Origin of the sequence: Mesorhizobium sp. ES1-3 (assembly GCF_020164795.1) — a bacterium.
In the GTDB taxonomy this organism is placed as follows: Bacteria; Pseudomonadota; Alphaproteobacteria; order Rhizobiales; family Rhizobiaceae; genus Mesorhizobium.
Genome location: NZ_JAIUGW010000022.1, coordinates 64190 through 83911, shown reverse-complemented (window position 1 = coordinate 83911; position 19722 = coordinate 64190). Strand labels below are relative to the sequence as shown.

The 19722-nt window shown below is 61.6% G+C and carries 18 protein-coding genes; 4 read left to right on the top strand and 14 right to left on the bottom strand.

All coding sequences use genetic code 11. The features are described from left to right. Positions 1-77: 77 nt before the first annotated feature. On the top strand, positions 78-1250 hold the full coding sequence (locus LB536_RS24310) for an NnrS family protein (protein WP_224597064.1): 1173 nt from the start codon (positions 78-80) through the stop codon (positions 1248-1250). Between the two features lie 230 nt (positions 1251-1480). Here the strand turns inward: LB536_RS24310 and LB536_RS24305 are convergent, their stop codons facing one another. From LB536_RS24305 to ccoN, 10 genes are all read right to left on the bottom strand, one after another. Further along, positions 1481-2356 (bottom strand): SUMF1/EgtB/PvdO family nonheme iron enzyme, encoded by an 876-nt coding sequence (locus LB536_RS24305; protein WP_224597062.1) that lies wholly within the window; start codon positions 2354-2356, stop codon positions 1481-1483. Positions 2357-2409: 53 nt separating this feature from the next. Continuing rightward, positions 2410-3516 (bottom strand): copper-containing nitrite reductase, encoded by a 1107-nt coding sequence (gene nirK / locus LB536_RS24300; protein WP_224597060.1) that lies wholly within the window; start codon positions 3514-3516, stop codon positions 2410-2412. Positions 3517-3723: 207 nt separating this feature from the next. Next, positions 3724-3879 (bottom strand): cbb3-type cytochrome oxidase assembly protein CcoS, encoded by a 156-nt coding sequence (gene ccoS, locus LB536_RS24295; RefSeq protein WP_224597058.1) that lies wholly within the window; start codon positions 3877-3879, stop codon positions 3724-3726. Next, on the bottom strand, positions 3876-6164 hold the full coding sequence (locus LB536_RS24290) for a cation-translocating P-type ATPase (RefSeq protein ID WP_140760900.1): 2289 nt from the start codon (positions 6162-6164) through the stop codon (positions 3876-3878). The genes ccoS and LB536_RS24290 overlap by 4 nt, the downstream gene beginning before the upstream one ends. Continuing rightward, positions 6161-6658, bottom strand: a complete 498-nt coding sequence (locus LB536_RS24285) for a FixH family protein (protein WP_140760898.1) — start codon at positions 6656-6658, stop codon at positions 6161-6163. Before LB536_RS24285 ends, LB536_RS24290 begins: the two co-directional genes overlap by 4 nt. Next, positions 6655-8214, bottom strand: a complete 1560-nt coding sequence (gene ccoG / locus LB536_RS24280; protein WP_224597056.1) for a cytochrome c oxidase accessory protein CcoG — start codon at positions 8212-8214, stop codon at positions 6655-6657. The genes LB536_RS24285 and ccoG overlap by 4 nt, the downstream gene beginning before the upstream one ends. Positions 8215-8389: 175 nt before the next feature. After that, entirely contained in the window at positions 8390-9253 is an 864-nt protein-coding gene (ccoP, locus tag LB536_RS24275; RefSeq protein WP_140811483.1) for a cytochrome-c oxidase, cbb3-type subunit III, read from the bottom strand. 2 nt (positions 9254-9255) lie between these two features. Then, positions 9256-9405, bottom strand: coding sequence for a cbb3-type cytochrome c oxidase subunit 3 (locus tag LB536_RS24270; RefSeq protein ID WP_140522798.1), 150 nt, complete (start codon positions 9403-9405; stop codon positions 9256-9258). Positions 9406-9417: 12 nt separating this feature from the next. After that, positions 9418-10149, bottom strand: coding sequence for a cytochrome-c oxidase, cbb3-type subunit II (gene ccoO, locus LB536_RS24265; RefSeq protein WP_224597054.1), 732 nt, complete (start codon positions 10147-10149; stop codon positions 9418-9420). A 10-nt stretch (positions 10150-10159) separates the two neighbouring features. Then, positions 10160-11770, bottom strand: coding sequence for a cytochrome-c oxidase, cbb3-type subunit I (gene ccoN / locus LB536_RS24260; RefSeq protein WP_224597051.1), 1611 nt, complete (start codon positions 11768-11770; stop codon positions 10160-10162). A gap of 209 nt (positions 11771-11979) precedes the next feature. Here ccoN and LB536_RS24255 point away from each other — a divergent pair, with 209 nt between their 5' ends. Then, positions 11980-12441: a hemerythrin domain-containing protein gene (locus tag LB536_RS24255; protein WP_224597113.1), complete on the top strand. Its 462-nt coding sequence runs from the start codon at positions 11980-11982 to the stop codon at positions 12439-12441. Here the strand turns inward: LB536_RS24255 and LB536_RS24250 are convergent. After that, positions 12438-13166, bottom strand: coding sequence for a Crp/Fnr family transcriptional regulator (locus LB536_RS24250; RefSeq protein ID WP_224597048.1), 729 nt, complete (start codon positions 13164-13166; stop codon positions 12438-12440). The two genes, LB536_RS24255 and LB536_RS24250, sit on opposite strands and share 4 nt — an antisense overlap. Before the next feature lie 162 nt (positions 13167-13328). Here LB536_RS24250 and hemN point away from each other — a divergent pair, with 162 nt between their 5' ends. After that, complete coding sequence (gene hemN, locus LB536_RS24245; protein ID WP_224597110.1) at positions 13329-14678, top strand: oxygen-independent coproporphyrinogen III oxidase; 1350 nt, start codon at positions 13329-13331, stop codon at positions 14676-14678. A 27-nt stretch (positions 14679-14705) separates the two neighbouring features. Here hemN and LB536_RS24240 read toward each other — a convergent pair whose 3' ends face one another. The 3 genes from LB536_RS24240 to LB536_RS24230 all read right to left on the bottom strand — a co-directional run bounded on the left by LB536_RS24240 (position 14706) and on the right by LB536_RS24230 (position 17746). Continuing rightward, entirely contained in the window at positions 14706-15050 is a 345-nt protein-coding gene (locus tag LB536_RS24240) for a DUF779 domain-containing protein (RefSeq protein WP_224597045.1), read from the bottom strand. Between the two features lie 66 nt (positions 15051-15116). Then, positions 15117-16634: an aldehyde dehydrogenase gene (gene adh, locus LB536_RS24235; protein WP_224597043.1), complete on the bottom strand. Its 1518-nt coding sequence runs from the start codon at positions 16632-16634 to the stop codon at positions 15117-15119. 143 nt (positions 16635-16777) lie between these two features. Further along, positions 16778-17746, bottom strand: coding sequence for a GAF domain-containing protein (locus LB536_RS24230; protein WP_224597040.1), 969 nt, complete (start codon positions 17744-17746; stop codon positions 16778-16780). A 387-nt stretch (positions 17747-18133) separates the two neighbouring features. Between LB536_RS24230 and LB536_RS24225 the strand changes: the two genes are divergently transcribed. Next, positions 18134-19711: an HD domain-containing phosphohydrolase gene (locus tag LB536_RS24225; RefSeq protein ID WP_140760877.1), complete on the top strand. Its 1578-nt coding sequence runs from the start codon at positions 18134-18136 to the stop codon at positions 19709-19711. Positions 19712-19722 lie beyond the last annotated feature (11 nt).

Here is a 19722-nt window from a genome sequence, read left to right as displayed (position 1 = left end):
CGCCACAACTGGGCGGGCACGAGCCGGACGGACCGAGGGCGGCGGTCCACCCGGCCTTTCATTTCAGGATACAAGCCATGGCTATTCCACGTCTGCGGCGCTACTCCGGCCCCGCCTTTCTATCCTATGGGTTCAGACCCTTTTTCTTCCTCGGCTCGCTTTATGCCGCGCTCTCCATTCTGCTCTGGCTGCCGATGTATGCGGGGGAACTTCAAACCCACAGCCTGTTCGTTCCGGTCGACTGGCATATACATGAGATGCTGTTCGGCTATCTGCCGGCGATCGTGACCGGGTTCCTTTTGACGGCGATCCCCAACTGGACCGGTCGGCTGCCCGTGCAGGGCCTGCCGCTGCTGGCGCTGGTTGTCCTGTGGCTTGCCGGCCGCGCCGCTGTCTTCTTCTCGGCAGACATTGGCTGGGAAGCAGCAGCTGTGATCGATGGCTCATTCTTGCTTGCAGCGGCTGCCGCGGCCGCACGCGAAATCGTCGTGGGACGCAACTGGCGAAACCTCAAGGTGCTGCTGCCGCTCGTCGTGCTGGCGTCCGCGAACGGCGCGTTCCACATCGAGGCTCATGTCCTGGGAATGTCGGACATCAGCCGAAGGCTCGGCATGGCAGCCGCGATCCTGCTCATATCCTTGATCGGCGGGCGAATTATTCCGAGCTTCACACGCAATTGGCTCGTGCGCGAAAATCCCGGCAGGCTGCCGGCGCCATTCGACCGATTTGACATCGCTTCGATAGCCATCTCTACCGTTGCGCTGGGAGCATGGACAATTGCCCCAGACAACAGCGCCTCAGGTCTTCTTATGGCCGTCGCCGCCATTGCTCAGGCGTCACGGCTGTCGCGCTGGGCTGGCGAACGCACATTGCGGGATCCGCTTGTACTGATCCTCCACCTTGCATACGCCTTCGTGCCCGTTGGTCTTGCCCTGGTTTCGGCATCGATCTTTTTGCCTGCAATCCCGGTCGCCGCCGGGCTGCATGCGTTCGGTGCCGGTGCGGTCGGGTCGATGACGATCGCAGTGATGACCCGCGCTACGCTTGGCCATACCGGCCGGCTACTGCGGGCTGGACGACAAACGATCATTATCTTCGCAGCGATTTTGATTGCGGCGTCGTTACGCATTGTTGCGGCTTTTGTCCCTTATGACGGGATCGTTGAAGTCGCGGGCGTTGCGTGGGCTATGGCATACGCCGGCTTTCTCCTGACCCATGGAGTGGCCTTGACGACGGCGAAGCGCCGGTAACGATGTTTGCAAGAGGATCGTGGCGCCAGTCGTGTGCCTCTTCGGTTCCGGGATAACGTCATAAAATCAGAAGCTTACAGCAGGTCGGGCGAATCCTATTCGCCGCGACATGCTGTAAGTCCGAGGCGGACCTGGCGACCCAGAGGGGGCGACCTCAATTTGCTCGGCAAGTCCAGCGCTTGTCGTTCTCAAGGCGGATTGTGTCGCCATACTCTGATGGCGCTTGCTCGTCAGAGTATACCCAAATGAGACAGCAGATCGCTCGCCCAGCCAGCGTGGTTTCGCACCAGCCTGAACCCCAGATTGTCGGGAGGCAAGCCAACGGCGCAACCTCCGCTTTTCCCGTCGCTGATGAAATTCGACATATAGGCTCTATGCAGGCCTTCCAGGACGTGGACCCCACAATTGTCGACCGAGCTCGCAACGCCGCTGCCGTCTTTGGCGAGCGTCGTGCGGACATAGCACGTCGAAGTCCACTCCCAGACGTTGCCGGAAAAGTCGGCAAGCCCGCGCGAATTCACTCCAAAGGAGCCGCGACTCCTGGGCAACGGGTCCGGTTTGCGATTGAGTTCGACCTCCGCCTGATAGCTGGTCAGCCAACGCCTGGCGGGGTTGTTGGCATCGTTTTCGACACCCTCGAATTCTCCCGCGAACCGCTCGGCTGCGGCAAGGGCCCACTCTTCGTCGGATGGCAGCCTCCATTGGCTGCCGGTCACCTCAGAATACCATCGGGCGTAGGCAACGGCGTCGAGGTAGCTCACGCCGGTAGCGGGTGCGTCACGCGGGACTGAGCGGGTCTCCTCCGCCGGCCGACAGCTGCCGGCCGACACACAATCCGCGTAGTCGGTCGCACTGACCTGATAGGCCATGATCTCGAGCGGACCGTCGAATTGCCGCGCGACCTTGGGATTGGCTTGCGGGCGTCCATCTCGCAGGAACTCTCCCGGCATCGGATATCTGATCGAACCGGGAGGCAGGCTGACCGTCATGGCAATGGCGTGGGACTGCCTATGACCACCGGCAGCCTGTATCGAAAGTCCTACCGGCACAGCCGCGGCCACGGCCACCATGGCGATCGGCATGAGCTTCAGGATGAAAGCCGACATGTCTTTTGTCCATGCCCGGACAGGGTCGCTGTCCGGGCAAACTGGAGTGGCGTTCAGTTGGTGGCGATGGGTTTGGGCGCTTCGACCTGTGTCATCAGGTCGTCATTCCACTCGCCCTCGACCTTGAAGTGAGCGGTCGCTCCGAGTTCGACGGCCTCGATCAGATTGTGATTGACGTAGGCGTAGACGCCAGGCTGCAGGAAAGTATAGAGCGCCGAGCCGGCGGAGCCGCCACGGATGAACCACGTCTCCAGATCCTTGGCCGGCGGGTTGGCGAATTTGCCCTGTTCCCAGACGTAGTCGCCATGACCGCCGATCAGGTGCGGCCGCGTATCGCGGTTGGCCTGCGAATGGACGATCAGCACCGTTTCGCCGACCTTGGACTTCATGGCGTTGTCGCCAGTCAGGGATCCGACCTTGCCATTGAACACCACATGGGTCGGAATGAGACCGCGCATGACCTTGACGATGTCGTCGTAGCCGTCGCCGGCGGATTCGTAGCTCTTGAAGTTGCCCTTCTCGTCGCGCGGAATGTAGAAGTCACTCTCGCCGATGTAGAAGACCTTGTCGTACTTGACCGGTTGGCCCTTGTCGTTCCTGAGCCCGTCGCGCGGCAGCACCATGATGGCACCGTTCATGCCGGAAACGACATGCCATGGGATCATCGCGCCGCCAGGGGCGCAGTGATAGACAAACGTTCCCGTCCGCGTCGCCTTGAAGCGCAGGGTCACCTGTTCGCCGGGATTGATCAAGGTCAGGCCGCCGCCTCCCAGCGCGCCGGTAGCAGCGTGGAAATCGATGTTGTGGGCAAGCGAGTTGGTATCGGGGTTGATGAGCGTCAGTTCGACATAGTCGTCCTGATGCACGACCATCAGCGGGCCGGGGATCGAGCCGTTGTAGGTCATCGCATTGAGCTTCGTGCCGTCGGCATCGATGACGAGAGGCTTCTCCTCGATCTTCATGGTGAACTCGACGATCTTCGGCCCGTGCTTGGCGACCTGATCGTGCGGATGAACAAAAGGCGGTGCCACGAGCGTGATCTTTTCGCGCGGCAGCCCGCGAATCTCTGCCTTTGTAACCGTGGCCGACAATGCGGGCATTGCCGCAACGGCGGCAGCGCCAATAGCTGCTCCAAAGAGGGCTTCGCGTCGTGTAATCATGTCAATCTCCTGTCTCTCGACCGTTGCGGACGAGCAGAAGGTACCTGACCTGACGCCAGCCTTCTTTGCGCTGGCGCAAACTGTGTTGTCAATCGCAGGAACAACAGCTCGGGATGCAGAGGTTTTGTAGGGGCACGATTGGAAATGCGAAGGTTTGGTGTCGCGTTTTTCTGCGACGATGCGCTGCCACCAGCGGCTTTCTGAATATCAGTGGTCGCTTTTGTCTTCCAGATCGATCAGGATTCGCTCAGCGGCTCCGTCGAGATCTTCGTACTGGCCACTCTTCAATGCCCAAAGGAAGCCCCCAAGGCCAAGCGCTCCAAGGAACAGAGCGACGGGTATGAGGTAGGTGAGAGTGGTCATGACGATCGGACCAGTTTGTCGAAGTTGGACACCCTGTTGCGGCGAACTTCCTTGGCTGGTGAAAACGGCTGCGACGATCGCAGGCGTAGCGCATTGCCAACGACAAGCAGCGATGAGGCGGACATGGCGATCGCCGCGATCAGGGGCGTAACGTGCCCGAGGATCGCTATCGGTACGGCGACCGCATTGTAGACGATCGCGACGACGATGTTCTGCCGGATCAGGCGTCCTGCCTGGCGCGAGACGTCCAACGCCAGCGGGACGGCCAGAAGGCTCTCGCGCAGGAAGACGAAGTCCGCAGCGTTGCGACCAATATCGGCGGCGGTCGCCGGTGCCATCGAGACATGCGCAGCGCGCAGTGCCGGCGTGTCATTGAGGCCGTCGCCAACCATCAGAACCCTCTGTCCGTCTTTCGCCAGCGTCTCGATGCGTTCGACCTTGCCGGACGGCAGCAGGCAGGCAACAAAGTCATCGACACCAAGCACCTTCGCAACCTCGGCGCAGGCTGCCGCGGTATCGCCCGACAGCATTTCGACTGACACCCCGGCACCGCGCAATTGATCGATGGCCGGTGTAGCATCGGCGCGCAGCACATCCTCGAAAGCGAAGGATGCGACAATCATCCCGTTTTTTGTCAGAACCGTTCCACCGTACCCGTGTTTGCCTTCGCCGCCGGTTCGAGCCTTCCAGCCGGCCCATCCGCGTCGACCCAGCCGCCAGATGGTTCCGGTGTCGGTGGCTTCGATCCCTAAACCTGGGTGTTCCGTCACTGCATCGAATCTGTGCTGGCTGCCGCCAACGGCAAAGCCAGCAATGGCTTTTGAAAATGGATGACGCGAATGCGCGGCCAGGTCGGCTGCGATGGCAAGCATGGCTGGATCGATCGAGGCCGCGTTGACGAGCCCGGGCTGGCCAAGCGTGAGCGTACCGGTCTTGTCGAATACCGCCGTGTCGATTGTCGCCAGGCGCTCCATGGCCGAGCCGTCCTTGACCATGATGCCGTTCTCGAACAGGCGCCGTGCGGCGACCACCTGAACGATCGGGACGGCCAGGCCAAGCGCGCAGGGGCACGTGATGATGAGAACAGCGATAGCGATCGTCATGGCCCGGTGCCAGTCGCCGGTCGCCGCCATCCAGCCCAGGAATGTCGCCAAAGCGGCGAGATGAACAACGGGCGCGTAGAGCGCCGAAACGCGGTCGGCGATGCGGCGATAGCGGGCGCGACCGCCTTCGGCGGCCTCCATCAGCCGCACCATCTCCGCCAGGAACGAATCCTTTGCGGCGGCAATCGCTTCGATGGTCAGCGGGCCGGTAAGATTGAGCACGCCGGCCTGCACGGTTTCGCCTGGTGCCACGTTTTTCGGCGTGCTTTCGCCTGAAGCCAGCGAGCAGTCGAGATCCGACGCTCCCTGGATGATCTTGCCGTCGACGGGGATTCTCTCGCCGGCTGCGATCAACAACCGCATGCCCGGTTCGATCTCGCCGACTGGCAAATAGTCGCGCGCGCCGTTGCCGCGAACCACCATGGCGCCACGCGCGGCCAGCTGCGACAGGCCTTTTACTGCCGTGCGGGCACGTTCCCGCATCACGTGATCGAGCGTGCGGCCGATCAAAAGGAAGAACAGCAGTGATACCGAGGCGTCGAAATAGGCGTGGTCGCCATGGTTGATCGTCTCATAGAGGCTCATGGCATAGGCGAGTGAAACACCGACCGCGATCGGAACGTCCATGTTCATGCGGCCGTGGCGCAGTGCATTCCAGGCCGACCGGAAGAAGATTCCGCCGGCGAAGGCGAGCGCCGGAATGGCGATCAGCGCCGAGACCCAGTGAAACAGGTCGCGGGTAGCCCCTTCGGCACCCGACCAGACCGACACCGAGAGCAACATGATGTTTCCCGCCGCAAATCCAGCGACCGCGACGGCGCGGATCAATTCCGAAAGCGTCTTGTCCTTCTCGTCGATCTCGGGGGCGAAGAGATGCGCCTGGTAGCCGAGCCGCCCAAGCGCGGCGACAAACGGTGGAACTTCATCTCCACGCCACCGGACCGAGACCCGTTTCGTCGACAGGTTGACGCGGGCGCTCTCGACGCGGTCGAGCTTCGCTAACGCCGTCTCGATCGTCTGGATGCAAGCTGCGCAATGAACGCTCGGCACCGAAAGATCGGTCTGGCGATGGCCATCGCCGAGCGATCGGCTCGCCAGCCTGATTTCCTGGCTGGATGGCAGGACGGATTGGCCGCTGCCCATGTCCAGCCCCATTTCAGCGCCCGGCGCACAACAGCTCATTTCAGCGCCCCATGGGAAATCATGACCCGGCGGACGTCGCGGTAGGGTTTGTCCAGACCGGCATCGGCATCGACTTCGATAATCCAGACGCCGTCTTTCGGCGTGTGCCGGGCGGCGAATTCCTCGCCTGAAGCGAGGGCGAGCGTGACTGACTTGTCCTCTTTCTCGTACGCGGGATGACGAAACAGCATCTTCACGCCGTGCAGAGGAACCGGCTTGCCGGCTGCGTCGGAGAGGCTGTAGCGGACTTCGCCCCATGCGATGGTAAGCTTGCCTGTCCAGCCGAGTGCCGCTTGGGCGCGACCCTCCTGCGCCTGCTTGTTGAATTGCTGGCTCGCAACGTAGGTGTTCTCGACGACGAGGCCGGTCCAACTGGTGTTGGCAAGCGTCGCCATGGTCAGGTTGACCGCGATCACCACTCCGAAGAAGGCGAGGATGATGGCCAGCATGTGCCGGCCGGTGAATTCGCGAGGTTTGTGAGCATTGGCGGTCATCTGGCGGCCTCTGGCGCGTTGAAGGCGGCGGTGTATTCATTGGACTCGAGGCTGGCCTTGTCCTCGACGCGGAACGTGAAGGTCTGCGCCGGGGCGCGGATTTGGTCCGCCGGCTGGCGAACAAAGACCTTCAGCATTTTCAGGCGGTCGGGCTCGACCGGAACGGCGAAAGAGCGGCCCGCCGGGATGTCGTCGCCGACGACAGTCATGTCGGCGCCTTCAAGCCCCCGCATGCTGACGACGATCGTTCTCGGCTCCGGGATCATGTTGAGCAGCTTGACCGTATAGCCATTGCGGATGGACCCGTCGGATAACGTGACGAACTGGGGATTGCGGTCATGCAATACGTTCAGTTCCAGCCGGTCACGCGTCAGCAACGAATAGAGCAGGCCAAGGCCGATCAACGACCAAAAACCCATGTAGACGTAGGTGCGCGGTCGAAAGATCTTGCGGACGTGAAAATGCGCTACCTGATCGGAGAAGGCGCCGCCAGCAGTCCTGACCAGCGGTGGACTGACCGGGCCGGAGCCGCCTGCGGTCGCCAGCATCATGTTGGCGTTGTAGTCGGACAGCGTAGCATAGGCGATCAGCCCGCGCTCCTTGCCGAGCTTGTCCATGACACCGTCGCAGGCGTCGATGCAAAGCGCGCAGGTGATGCATTCGAGCTGCTGGCCATCGCGAATGTCGATCCCCATCGGGCAGACCGCGACGCAGGCGTTGCAGTCGACGCAGTCGCCTACGGGCTGGCCTGCGGCCAGCATTTTCTTGGCGTGACGCGAACGCGGTTCGCCGCGCCAGTCGTTGTAGGTGACGGTGAGAGAATTTTCGTCGAGCATGGCCGCCTGGATGCGCGGCCATGGGCACATATAGGTGCAGACCTGCTCACGCATCAGGCCGCCGAACGTGTAGGTGGTTGCCGTCAGGACGGCGACGGTGATGTAGGCGACAGGCGCGGCAGTGCCGGTGAAAAGCTCGCCGAGCAGCGTCGGTGCATCGGCGAAATAGAAAATCCAGGCGCCGCCTGTCGCCGCGCCGATGACCAGCCAGATCACGTGCTTCGATACCCGCAGCATCAGCTTGCGCGCGGTCCAGGGTCCCGCATCGAGCTTCATGCGAGCGTTGCGGTCGCCCTCTATCGCGCGCTCGACGACCAGGAACAGATCGACCCAGACGGTCTGCGGGCATGTATAGCCGCACCAGGCACGTCCGACAGTCGACGTGATCAGGAAAAGACCGACGCCCGCCATGACCAGGAGGCCAGCCACGTAAAAGAATTCCTGTGGCCAGATCTCGATGAAAAAGAAGTAGAAACGCCGGTTGGCGACATCGAGCAGCACCGCCTGGTCGGGCGCAAACGGGCCGCGGTCCCAACGCAGCCATGGCGTCAGGTAGTAGATCCCAAGCGTGATCGCCATCACCAGCCATTTGAAGCGGCGGAATTTCCCCGCAGCGCGTTTGGGAAAGATCTTCTTTCGCGCGGCATAAAGGGGCTGACGGGTCTTGGCGGAATTGACCGCTTCGGCTTCCAGCCGTTCTACCTGCGTATTGTCCAGCACCAGGATCTCCACTTGCGCGCAGACTGTGATTTTGATTGCGCTTGGCAAGAATGCCGCCGGGGGGATCGCTCCGCGTTGATGCAAGTCAATCTCGTCATGGCAGAAAGAAATCGAGGCCCGGCAAAGCCGGGCCTCGTCACTCGAGCGGTGAGGGCCGGAGAATAGTCCTCGCTTCCTATTCTCCACCGCCGAGCGAATGCACGTAAACCGCCAGTTCCTTGACCTTGGTCTCGCCCAGGCGCGAGCCCCAGGCTGGCATGACGCCCTGCTTGGGTGCGCGAACCTGGTCGGCGATTGCCGTCTCGCCTGAGCCATAAAGCCAGATCGCGTCGGTCAGGTCGGGGGCGCCGAACTCCTTGTTGCCTTTCGCGTTGTCACCATGACAGGCAACGCAGTTGTCGGCGAAGACCTTGGCGCCAGGCTGGATCAGACTTGCATCGTGGACCTTACCGGACAGGCTGGCGACGTAGGCACTGACCTGTGCAATCTGGTCGGCAGTGATGATGTCGCCAAAGGCCGGCATTTCCGACAGACGCGTTTCCGCATCGGTCGCAAAGCGGATGCCGTGCATGATCGTCTGCTGGATCTGCTCTGCCTTGCCACCCCACAGCCAGTCGTCGTCATTGAGGTTGGGAAAGCCGGCGGACCCCTGAGCACCAGAGCCGTGGCACTGCGTGCAATTGACCTTGAACGCGGCGCCGCCAGCGGCGACCGCGAATTCGCGCAAGGCATCGTCCGCGGTGATCTCCGAGACTGTTTTCGATTCAACGGCCGCGACATATTTGCCCTTCGCCAGGTCCGCCGCCGCCAGCTCGTTCTTGACGTCCTTGCGGCTCGAATAGCCGAGCGCCCCGGTTGTCGCGGAGTGCAGCAGTGGCCATGCCGGATAGGCGACCGTGTAGCCGATCGCCCAGACGATGGTCACGTAGAAGGTTATGACCCACCAGCGCGGAAGCGGATTGTTCAGCTCCCTGATGCCGTCCCATTCGTGGCCCGTGGTTGAGACGCCAGAGATTTCATCGATGTGCTCGTCGCTCATGATCACTCGTCCTCAAGAGGAATCCGGGCAGCCTCGTCGGCCAGCTTGCGGCTGCCAGGGCGCAGCGCAAAGACAATTGCCCCGACAAAGAAAAGCGCCATGGCGACCAAACCCCAGCTGTCAGCAAATTCCCGCATTAGATTGTAATCCACGGATAAAACTCCTTAGCGGTAACCGGCGGCTTCGTCGTAGTTCTTGAAATCGACCAGCGTGCCGAGCATCTGCAGATAGGCCACGAGGGCATCCATTTCGGTGACCTGTCGCGGATTGCCGTCGAAGTCGCCGACCTTGGCTTTGGGATAACGCGCCTCCAGCCCGGATGTGTCGGCGTTGGGATCAGCCTGCGCCATCAGATCGGCGTTGGCGTGCGCGATCATGTCATCGTCGTAGGGGACGCCGACACGCCGGTTGGCAACGAGGTGCGTCGAGAAGTCTTTCACCTCGATCGGCGTGTCTTTCAGGAATGCGTAGCTGGGCATAATCGATTCCGGCACCACCGAACGCGGAGCCGAGAGATGCGCGACATGCCAGGCATTCGAGTAACGGTCACCGACCCGGGCGAGATCCGGTCCGGTGCGCTTCGATCCCCACTGGAAGGGATGATCGTACATGGATTCAGCAGCCAGGCTGTAGTGGCCGTAGCGCTCGACTTCGTCGCGGAACGGCCTGATCATCTGGCTGTGGCAGAGGTAGCAGCCCTCGCGCACGTAGATGTTGCGCCCGACAAGTTCGAGCGGCGAGTAAGGGCGCATGCCTTCCACCTTCTCGATCGTGTTGTCGAGATAGAAGAGCGGAGCGATCTCGACAATGCCGCCGACGGTCACCACCAGAAGAGAGCCAACGAGAAGAAGCGTGGCGTTCTTCTCGATGATCGCGTGTCTATCCATCAAGCCCATTTCTGGCTCCTTACTGTGCAGGCTGAAGGGCGGGTACAGAGCCCGGCATCGGTTGCTCCTCACGCTGGCGGCCGAGGATGGTCATCGCGATGTTCCACGCCATGATCAGGGCACCCGAGAGAAACATCGCGCCCCCCATGGCCCGCATGACATAGTAGGGGTGCATGGCTGCGACCGTTTCGGCGAAGGAGTAGACCAGGAAGCCCTGCTCGTCGTATTCGCGCCACATCAGGCCCTGCATGATGCCGGACACCCACATGACCGCGGCGTAGACGACGATCCCGAGTGTCGCCAGCCAGAAGTGCCAGGTGACGAGCCTCAGCGAGTAGAGCCGCTCGCGGTTCCAGAGCTTGGGCACCATGTAGTAGATCGCGCCGAACGAGATCATGCCGACCCAGCCGAGCGCACCCGAATGGACGTGCCCGATGGTCCAATCGGTATAGTGCGACAGCGAGTTGACCGTCTTGATCGACATCATCGGACCTTCGAAGGTCGACATGCCGTAGAAGGCGATGGCCATCACCATCATGCGGATGATCGGATCGGTGCGTAGCTTGTCCCAGGCGCCTGACAACGTCATCAGGCCGTTGATCATGCCGCCCCATGAGGGCATCCACAACATGATCGAGAACACCATGCCCAGCGTCTGCGCCCAGTCGGGCAGGGCGGTGTAGTGCAGGTGGTGCGGTCCGGCCCAGATGTAGAGGAAGATGAGCGCCCAGAAATGGATGATCGACAGTCGATAGGAATAGACCGGCCGGTTCGCCTGCTTGGGAACGAAATAATACATCATGCCGAGGAAGCCGGCAGTGAGGAAGAAGCCGACGGCGTTGTGTCCGTACCACCATTGCGTCAGGGCGTCCTGGACTCCAGAAAAAGCGGAGTAGCTCTTGGATCCGAGGAAGGAAGCGGGCATCGACAGGTTGTTGACCACATGCAGTATCGCGATGGTCACGATGAAGGAGAGGTAGAACCAGTTAGCGACATAGATGTGCGGTTCCTTGCGCTTCAGGATCGTGCCAAGGAACAGGATGAGATAGGCGACCCAGACGATGGTCAGCCAGATGTCGACATACCATTCAGGTTCGGCGTATTCGCGGCTCTCGGTAATGCCGAGCAGGTAGCCGGTCGCGGCCATGACGATGAAAAGCTGGTATCCCCAGAAGACGAACCAAGCGAGATCGCCGCCGAACAGGCGCGCCCGGCAGGTGCGCTGCACGACGTAAAATGACGTGCAAAGCAATGCGTTGCCGGCAAAGGCGAAGACGACGCCCGACGTATGCACTGGCCGCAAGCGGCCGAAATTGAACCAGGGCTGGATGTTGAGATCGGGGTAGGCAAGCTGCAGCGCGATGACCACGCCGACCAGCATGCCGACGACACCCCAGAACATAGTGGCGATGGCGCCGTAGCGGATCGGACCGTCCATGTATGCGGATGGGTCGATTGGGGCGGCGGCCTCGAAGCTCGTGTTGCGCAGCAGAATGGCGATGAAGCCGAGTAGAACGAAAAACAGCACCCACATATGTTGCCGGAATGGCTCGTCGACGCCGAAGCCGGCAGCCACCAAAGCCGCGAATGTAAAAAGGCTCAACGCGAAGATTTGTGTGCCGAACTTCATGACATATCCCCGACCTCGGATTTCCGATGCGCGGACGTCAATCCGCATGGACACCAATTCCGCAGTCGCTCCGTTGCCGCCTTGATCCATGTCAAAGTCATTTGCTTTTGGATTGGGCAGCCTTGGTCCTGCAAACGACCGGGAGGCTGCCGTTGAGTTCGCAGACACGAGGCGGATCGTTCCCGCTGCAAACAAGCGGCACCAATTCGATGCCGGGGATTCGATCCGGCACAAAAGCGGCCTCAGCTGCGGTAATTAGACGTGCGCATCTTGAAAAATTGCAGCTCTGCGACGCCTTGGAACGGATCGCGGACTGCCTGCCCAAGGTGGATCTTTTGGCATGCCTAAGTGCGGCAAACACAATCGTCCCGCTGTTGCGCGACAGTCATCGATACGAAGAGACGGTCATCTTTCCAGCCTATGAGACTGCTTTGGCCAGCAGCGGTGCGGACATTGATTCAGTCCGACGATTGCGCGCCGAACACGTCGAGGACGAATCCTTTGCCGGCGAGGTGACCGAGATTCTGCTGGGGATCGGCCACGGCAAGTCGATCGACAATGTGGAGGTCGTTGGCTTCATGCTGCGTGGCTTCTTCGAAGGCTTGCGCCGGCATATCGCCTTTGAGCGGGAGCACGTCTTGCCGATGATCGGGATCGTCGATCGATCCTAAGCGCCGGAGCGGCGCTGCAGCCGGTTCAAGCTATCGACGATAATATGCCGATTGTTCTCGATGCGGATCACGCCATCGGATCTTAGTCTGGTCAGCTGGCGGCTGACGGTTTCGATAGTCAGGCCGAGGAAATCGGCGATGTCGGCGCGGGTCAACGGCAGATCGAAACGTGTCGACTGGGCGGCCGGGTCAAGCGCGGGGTCGATGTTTCTGGCGATCATCAGAAGAAAGCTTGCCACCTTTTCCGACGCACTCTTGCGGCCCAGCGTCACCATCCAATCGCGTGCGTCATCGAGTTCATTCAGCGTCTGCTTAAACAGACGATGCTCCAGTCCTGGCGATTCCCTCATCATCCGTTCAATGGCGGCCTTTGGAAACGAGCACAAAGAGACTGCTGTTGCTGCTTCGGCGTTGATCGCGCTTTCGGCCTTGAAGGGCCGGCCCAGAAAATCGGGAGCAAATTGAAGCCCGACGATCTGCTGGCGCCCGTCCGAAAGGCTCTTCGTGAGCTTGACCACGCCGGAGAGCACGTTCGAGTAACTGTCGACCGTCTCGGCGTCGCCAATCAATTCCACGCCCGGTTCAACCGTTTGCTTCGACGAGGTCTTGGCGAGGCCCACCAGCTGTTCGGGATCGAGCGCGCCGCAAATGCCATGGTGTCGCGCTTCGCACGATTGGCAAAGCACGGGAATGCCGGCGCTGTGTACATCCTGGCGCACTGTCATGGTGATCTTCCGAGGAACGAAAGCTGCTGTAGGGGTATAGCATCGACCCTGGAAAAAACCTTGCGGCAGTTTGTCCGTAACCGATGAGCATTGACCGAGATCAAGGTGCTTGTCGCCCCTTGTGCCCAGTATCGTCGGACACAGCGCGGAGCACATCGCGAAATGCGGCCAGATTTAGTTGCCAGACTTGGTGAGAACGTGCCGCGTTACACCAGCTATCCGACGGCCCCGCATTTTCATCCAGCTGTTGACGCTGCCGTCTGTCGCAGCTGGCTGCAGGCGCTCGGTGATGACGAAGAGATCTCGCTCTATTTGCACATCCCTTACTGTGACAAGCTTTGCTGGTTCTGTGCGTGCCACACAAAGCAGACACGCCACTACGAGCCGGTGGCCAAATATCTGCGCTCACTGCATGCCGAGATCGCGACCGTTGCCGGTCTTGTCGCAGGCAAAGGTCACGTTCGTGCCGTCCATTTCGGTGGCGGTTCGCCAACCATGCTCAAGCCGCAGGATATAGTCGCACTGGCGGAAGTCTTGCGCGACAGGTTCACCTCTCTTGCCGGCGCCAAGATCAGTGTCGAAATCGAACCCAACGACATGGACGAAGCCCGCCTCGACGCACTTGCCGAAATCGGCATGACGAGAGCGAGCCTCGGCGTCCAGGATTTCGATCCGAAAGTGCAGAAGGCAATCAATCGCGAGCAGACCTTTTTGCAGACCAAAGCGGTCGTCGATGGCGTTCGTTCGCGCGGCGTCGAGTCCGTCAACCTGGATCTGCTCTACGGCCTGCCGCACCAGACCAGGCAGAGTGTCCTGTCCACGGTCGTGCAGGCGCTGTCGCTGGAGCCAGACCGGATCGCTCTTTTTGGTTACGCCCACGTGCCGTGGTTCAAGAAACACCAGACAATGATCGATGACGCCTGGTTGCCAGGCCCGGAGGAGAGGTTCGCCCAATCGCAACTGGCAGCGCGCGCCATCCTCGACCAGGGATACGAAGCAATCGGGCTCGACCATTTCGCAAAACCAGGCGATGCGCTGGCGCTGGCTGCGCGTTCAGGGACGTTGCATCGCAACTTCCAGGGCTACACCGAGGATCGCTGCGAAACTTTGATCGGCCTCGGTCCGTCGTCCATCAGCCAGTACCGGCAAGGCTATGCACAGAATATGCCGTCAACCACGGAGTATGAACGCATGGTCACCAATGGCGGACTGGCGTCAGTGCGCGGTGTCGCACTTTCCGACGACGACCGCGCTCGCGGCTGGATCATCGAACGGCTGATGTGCGATTTCGGCTTCTCGGCAATCGACTTGGTTGAACGCTTTGGCGAAGCCGGCCGAAGACTTCTTTGCAAAGCGAGTTCCACCGCCCTTCTTGATCCTGCGCGGATGCTGGAACTTGACGGCGATCACTTCGTCGTGCCTGTGGAAAGCCGCCCCTTTGTCAGAAGCGTCGCGGCGAAGTTCGACAGATATTTCGAAGCCGGCAAGGCGAGGCATTCCGTAGCGGTCTGAGCATCGGCTCCAGTCGGATGGGAAGGGTTACATCCCGATCCGAACAGCGCAAATGGTTGAGCGGGTCAGGAATCGCTTTTCCCGCCCATTGTCGAGCGAGAACATGCCGCCACGACCAGGCACAACGTCGATGATGAGATCGGTGTGCTTCCAGGCCTCGAATTGCGAGGCCCCGATGTAGAAGGGCGTGTCACCGATGTGACCAAGCAGCATATCATGGTCACTGATGATGAAGCCGGCCAACGGATAGCACATCGGCGAAGAGCCATCACAGCAGCCGCCGGACTGATGGAACAGCACTGGGCCGTGCTCGGCAACGATCTCCGCGATCAGTCCAAGCGCTGCCGGGGTCGCCGTGACCTTCGCATGCATGAATTTTCGATTTCCAGTTGGAGGCGCGGCACTGTGCGGAGCCGCGCCCGTAAGCCAAACCGATGATCAGAAGAAGCCGAGCTTCTTCGGGCTGTAGCTGACCAGCATGTTCTTGGTCTGCTGGTAATGGTCGAGCATCATCTTGTGCGTCTCGCGGCCGATGCCGGACTGCTTATAGCCGCCGAAGGCGGCATGAGCGGGATAAGCATGGTAGCAATTGGTCCAGACGCGGCCAGCCTGGATTGCCCGGCCGAAGCGGTAGGCCCGGTTGCCGTCGCGTGTCCAGATGCCGGCGCCAAGGCCGTAGAGCGTGTCGTTAGCAATCGAGAGCGCTTCGTCGTCGTCCTTGAAGGTCGTGACCGAGACCACGGGTCCGAAGATCTCCTCCTGGAAGATGCGCATCTTGTTGTGGCCCTTGAATACCGTGGGCTGGACATAGTAGCCACCCGCCAGATCTCCGGGCAGAAGATTGCGCGCGCCGCCGGTCAGCACCTCGGCGCCTTCCTGGCGGCCGATGTCGATGTAGGACAGGATCTTTTCCAACTGCTCGGATGAGGCCTGTGCCCCGATCATCGTTGCCGGATCGAGCGGGTCGCCCTGCACGATCGCCTCGACGCGTTTCAGGGCGCGTTCCATGAAGGTGTCGTAGATCGATTCATGGATGAGCGCGCGGCTTGGGCAGGTGCAAACCTCGCCCTGATTCAGTGCGAACATGACGAAGCCTTCGATTGCCTTGTCGAAGAAATCGTCGTCCTCGGCGACCACGTCCTTGAAGAAGATGTTTGGCGATTTGCCACCCAGTTCCAGCGTGACGGGAATGAGGTTCTGGCTGGCATATTGCATGATCAGCCGGCCCGTCGTGGTCTCGCCGGTAAAGGCAATCTTGGCAATGCGCGGCGAGGAAGCCAGCGGCTTGCCGGCCTCGAGGCCAAAGCCGTTGACGATGTTGAGCACGCCCGGCGGCAGCAGATCGCCGATGAGATCGGCCCACAGCATGATGGCGGCGGGCGTCTGCTCGGCAGGCTTCAGCACCACGCAGTTGCCGGCGGCAAGTGCGGGAGCAAGCTTCCAGCACGCCATCAGCAGCGGAAAGTTCCAGGGGATGATCTGGCCGACCACGCCGAGCGGCTCATGGAAATGGTAGGCGACGGTGTCGTCGTCGATCTGGGAGAGGCTGCCTTCCTGGCCACGCACCGCGCCGGCGAAATAGCGGAAGTGATCGATGGCCAGGGGCAGGTCGGCCGCGGTCGTTTCGCGGATCGGCTTGCCGTTGTCCCAGGTTTCGGCGCAAGCGAGGAGATCGAGGTTTTCCTCCATGCGGTCGGCGATGCGGTTGAGGATGAGCGAGCGCTCGGCCACGCTGGTGCGCGCCCAGGCGTCCTTGGCGGCATGCGCAGCTTCAAGGGCCGCGTCGATGTCCTGGGCATCCGAACGTGCCACCTCGCACAGCAGTTGACCGTTCACCGGCGAAAAGTTCTCGAAGTAGCGGCCGGACCGCGGCTCGGCCCATTTGCCGCCGATGAAATTGCCATAGCGCTTGTCGAAGGGCGCCTTGACCGAGCGTGAAAATTCAACCTTGTTCATGTGTCTTCCTCCCAAAGCTGACGTCGCGGGATGCGACGCTTCGGAAGAGACTTGCGATTTCCGCCTGTGGTTGTCACCGCGCCGGTCACGGCGGTCGGGTACGATGTGTCGCAGAATTGCGACAGTCATGAGAGCTCGGGCGTTCAGTGTGACCGGTGGACATCCAGGCGATTGAGTTTGCGGTGAAGCGTCGCGCGGCTGATCCCAAGCGCCTGAGCCGCGGCCGAGACATTTCCGTCAGCGCGAGCTAGCGCACGCTGCAGTGCTCCGCGCTCTGCCTCGGCGATATCTTTGGAGCTGCTCTCAGCCCAGCCGAGGAGATCGCCGGCGGGCATCGGTTTGTCGAGACACTGCTGCGTAATTCCAAGCGCCAAGCGGGCCGACCGGGTCGCGCCGACCACCAGATCGTCCGCATCAACGGCGATCAGCGCGCCGGAGCCTTTGTCGGCCACCGGCGCCAGCAGAATGCGCGCCTTTGGGAATACCATCTTGAAGTTTTCACTTTCGATCCGACGCACCGCGTCGACCACAGCCATCGAAATGAGATTGGAGAATGCTTCGGTCAGATCTGCCCGGCAGGACGACACGTCCAGCGCGGCGACAAGATTGCCCTCGTGGTCATGGATCGGAGCGGTGGTGCAACTGAGCAGTGTGTTTCTCGTATGGAAATGCTGGTCACGGTGGATTGTCAGTGCGCGCCGCTCGACCAGACAGGTGCCGATCCCGTTGGTGCCCTGGCTTTCCTCATTCCAGACGGAGCCGGTCCATAAACCCCAGGAGTGAAACGTCTCGTCGTCGACGGGAGCGCCCCGCCGTTCGACCGGGACGCCGTCACGATCGGCGAGCAGGACACAGCATCCGACGCCGCCAACCGCAATATAGAGACGGTCGAGGCTCGATTGGGCTGCCCTGACGAGCGGTTCGATGCTTTGCCGGGCCTGCGCCAATTCGGCTTCAGTCAGATAATGTGGAGGACTGCAGTCAGCTGGATCGAGCCGATGCAGATTGGAAGACCGTCGCCATGAGGCAACCAGCGCGGACTTCGCTGCAGCGTCCGAGGCGATCGCCGCCTGGATGCGGTCAGCATGACGGCCGTGTGGATTCTCTCCCATACCTATCCTCCCACCGGATCTCTTTCCTCCTGATCCGACCGGTCTGCGGTTCGATCAGCACATAGTCAATTCGTCGAAAGAAGTAGGAAGGCAGATCTCTCCTCCAGCCGATCACCGGCCAATCATGGCTGCCCCCGTCGAGATAGATACCAACAAAATACCTGCCTCTTTTTGATCGGGAGCAATTTTGAGCATCAACCGGTCAGAAATGCTCGCCGGCCTCGAACGGCCCGATGCGGGTGCCTGCTGCGATCAGATAGGGTGTCGACCAGCCAATAAGAGCGGCCGATGGCTGACACGGTATCCCCGGGCAATCTCGGCCTTGTCACCGCTTTTTCCTAGGTATTGGCGGCGCGCGGGGCTAACGTGGTCAAGGGGAGGTCGGCGATGACAAAGATTTCGATCCGCCGGGCGGACTTCATGATGGTCCTCGCCTACGCGTCGGATCTCGCCACCGGCCATTCGCGCGATTTCGCGCTGAAATCCTGCGTGCTTGCGATGCGGATCGCCGAGCTTGCCGGCCTTTCGGAGGAAGTCCGGCGCAATGCCTACCACCAGTCGATGCTGCGTTACGTCGGCTGCAATGCCGACACCGACCTTCTGTCGGCCACTTTCGGCGACGAAATCGCGCTACGCCAGGACCTTGTCGGTCTGGACATGGGCAACCGCGCCGAACTGGGCCGGGTCTTCGTTCAGGCCTTCAAGCGGCTCTATTATGATCTTGACCCCGACGCGCAGGCCAAGGCGATCGAGGCCGCGATGTCGCAAGCGCTCGCGGTGGCCCGCCCGGTGCTCACTGCGCATTGCGAGGTCGCGCAGCGGATCGGCGAGCGGCTCGGCCTGTCCGACGAGATACGGCGCAACCTTGGACAGATATACGAACGCTGGGACGGCAAGGGCCTGCCGCGTGGGCTGGGCGGCGAAGATGTCTTGCCCGCCGTGCGCCTGATTACATTGGCACAGGACGTCATTGCGCTCAGCGACGCCGTCGGCATCGACGCGATGGCCGAAACCATCGCCAGTCGTGGCGATGGCCCCTACGAAGCGGAGCTGGCCCGCCTCGTCTCCGCCAACGCGCTCGCGCTGATGGAGGGCATCGGGGCGACGGTTGATCGCGAGACGATTTTGGCACTGGAGCCCGATCCGCCGGTGACGCTGGACGAGGCGGCTTGCGACGAGGCTTTCCTTGCCATCGCCGACATGATCGACATGCGCATGCCGTTCACGCAGGGCCATTCGCGGATGGTGGCGGAACTGGCCGAGGGCGGAGCACGACGGCTCGGGCTGCCCGAGCCCGATGTCCGCGCTCTGCGCTGGTCTGGCTGCATCCATGACATCGGCGAACTGGTGGTGCCGGTGGCAACCTGGATGCGCAACGGTCCGCTGTCGGTCCGCGAGCGCGACGCTGCGCAACTGCACGCTTATTACGGCGAGCGCGCGCTGGCCTCGTTCGGCCGCGACGGCGATACCATGGCCAACGTGGTGCTGCGCCATCACGAACGCCTGGACGGCTCGGGCTATCACCGCAAAGTCGGCGGGTCCGACCTGTCCCCGGCGGCGAGGATCCTGGCCGCGGCCGAGGCGTTCCAAACTTCGCGGGAGGAGCGTCCCCACCGCAAGGCGCTGTCCAGCGAGGCTGCGGCGGCGCAGTTGCGTGCCGCCGTTCGCGATGGCTGTATCTGTCCCGACGCCGCCGAGGCTGTGTTGTCCTTCGCCGGACAGCCGTCGCGACGGCCGCCCCCGCGGTCGCTGGCCGGCATGACGCCGCGCGAGATCGAGGTGCTGCGCCTGATCGCCGCCGGCCTGACCGCGAAGGAAACGGCCCGCAGGCTCGACATCTCGCCGAAGACCGCGGACCATCATGTCCAGAGCGTCTATTCCAAGATCGGCGTGGCCACCCGTGCGGCCGCGGCGCTCTACGCGGTCGAGCACGGCCTGGTCAGGCCAGGCGAAACGCAGCCATAGGGAATTCACCC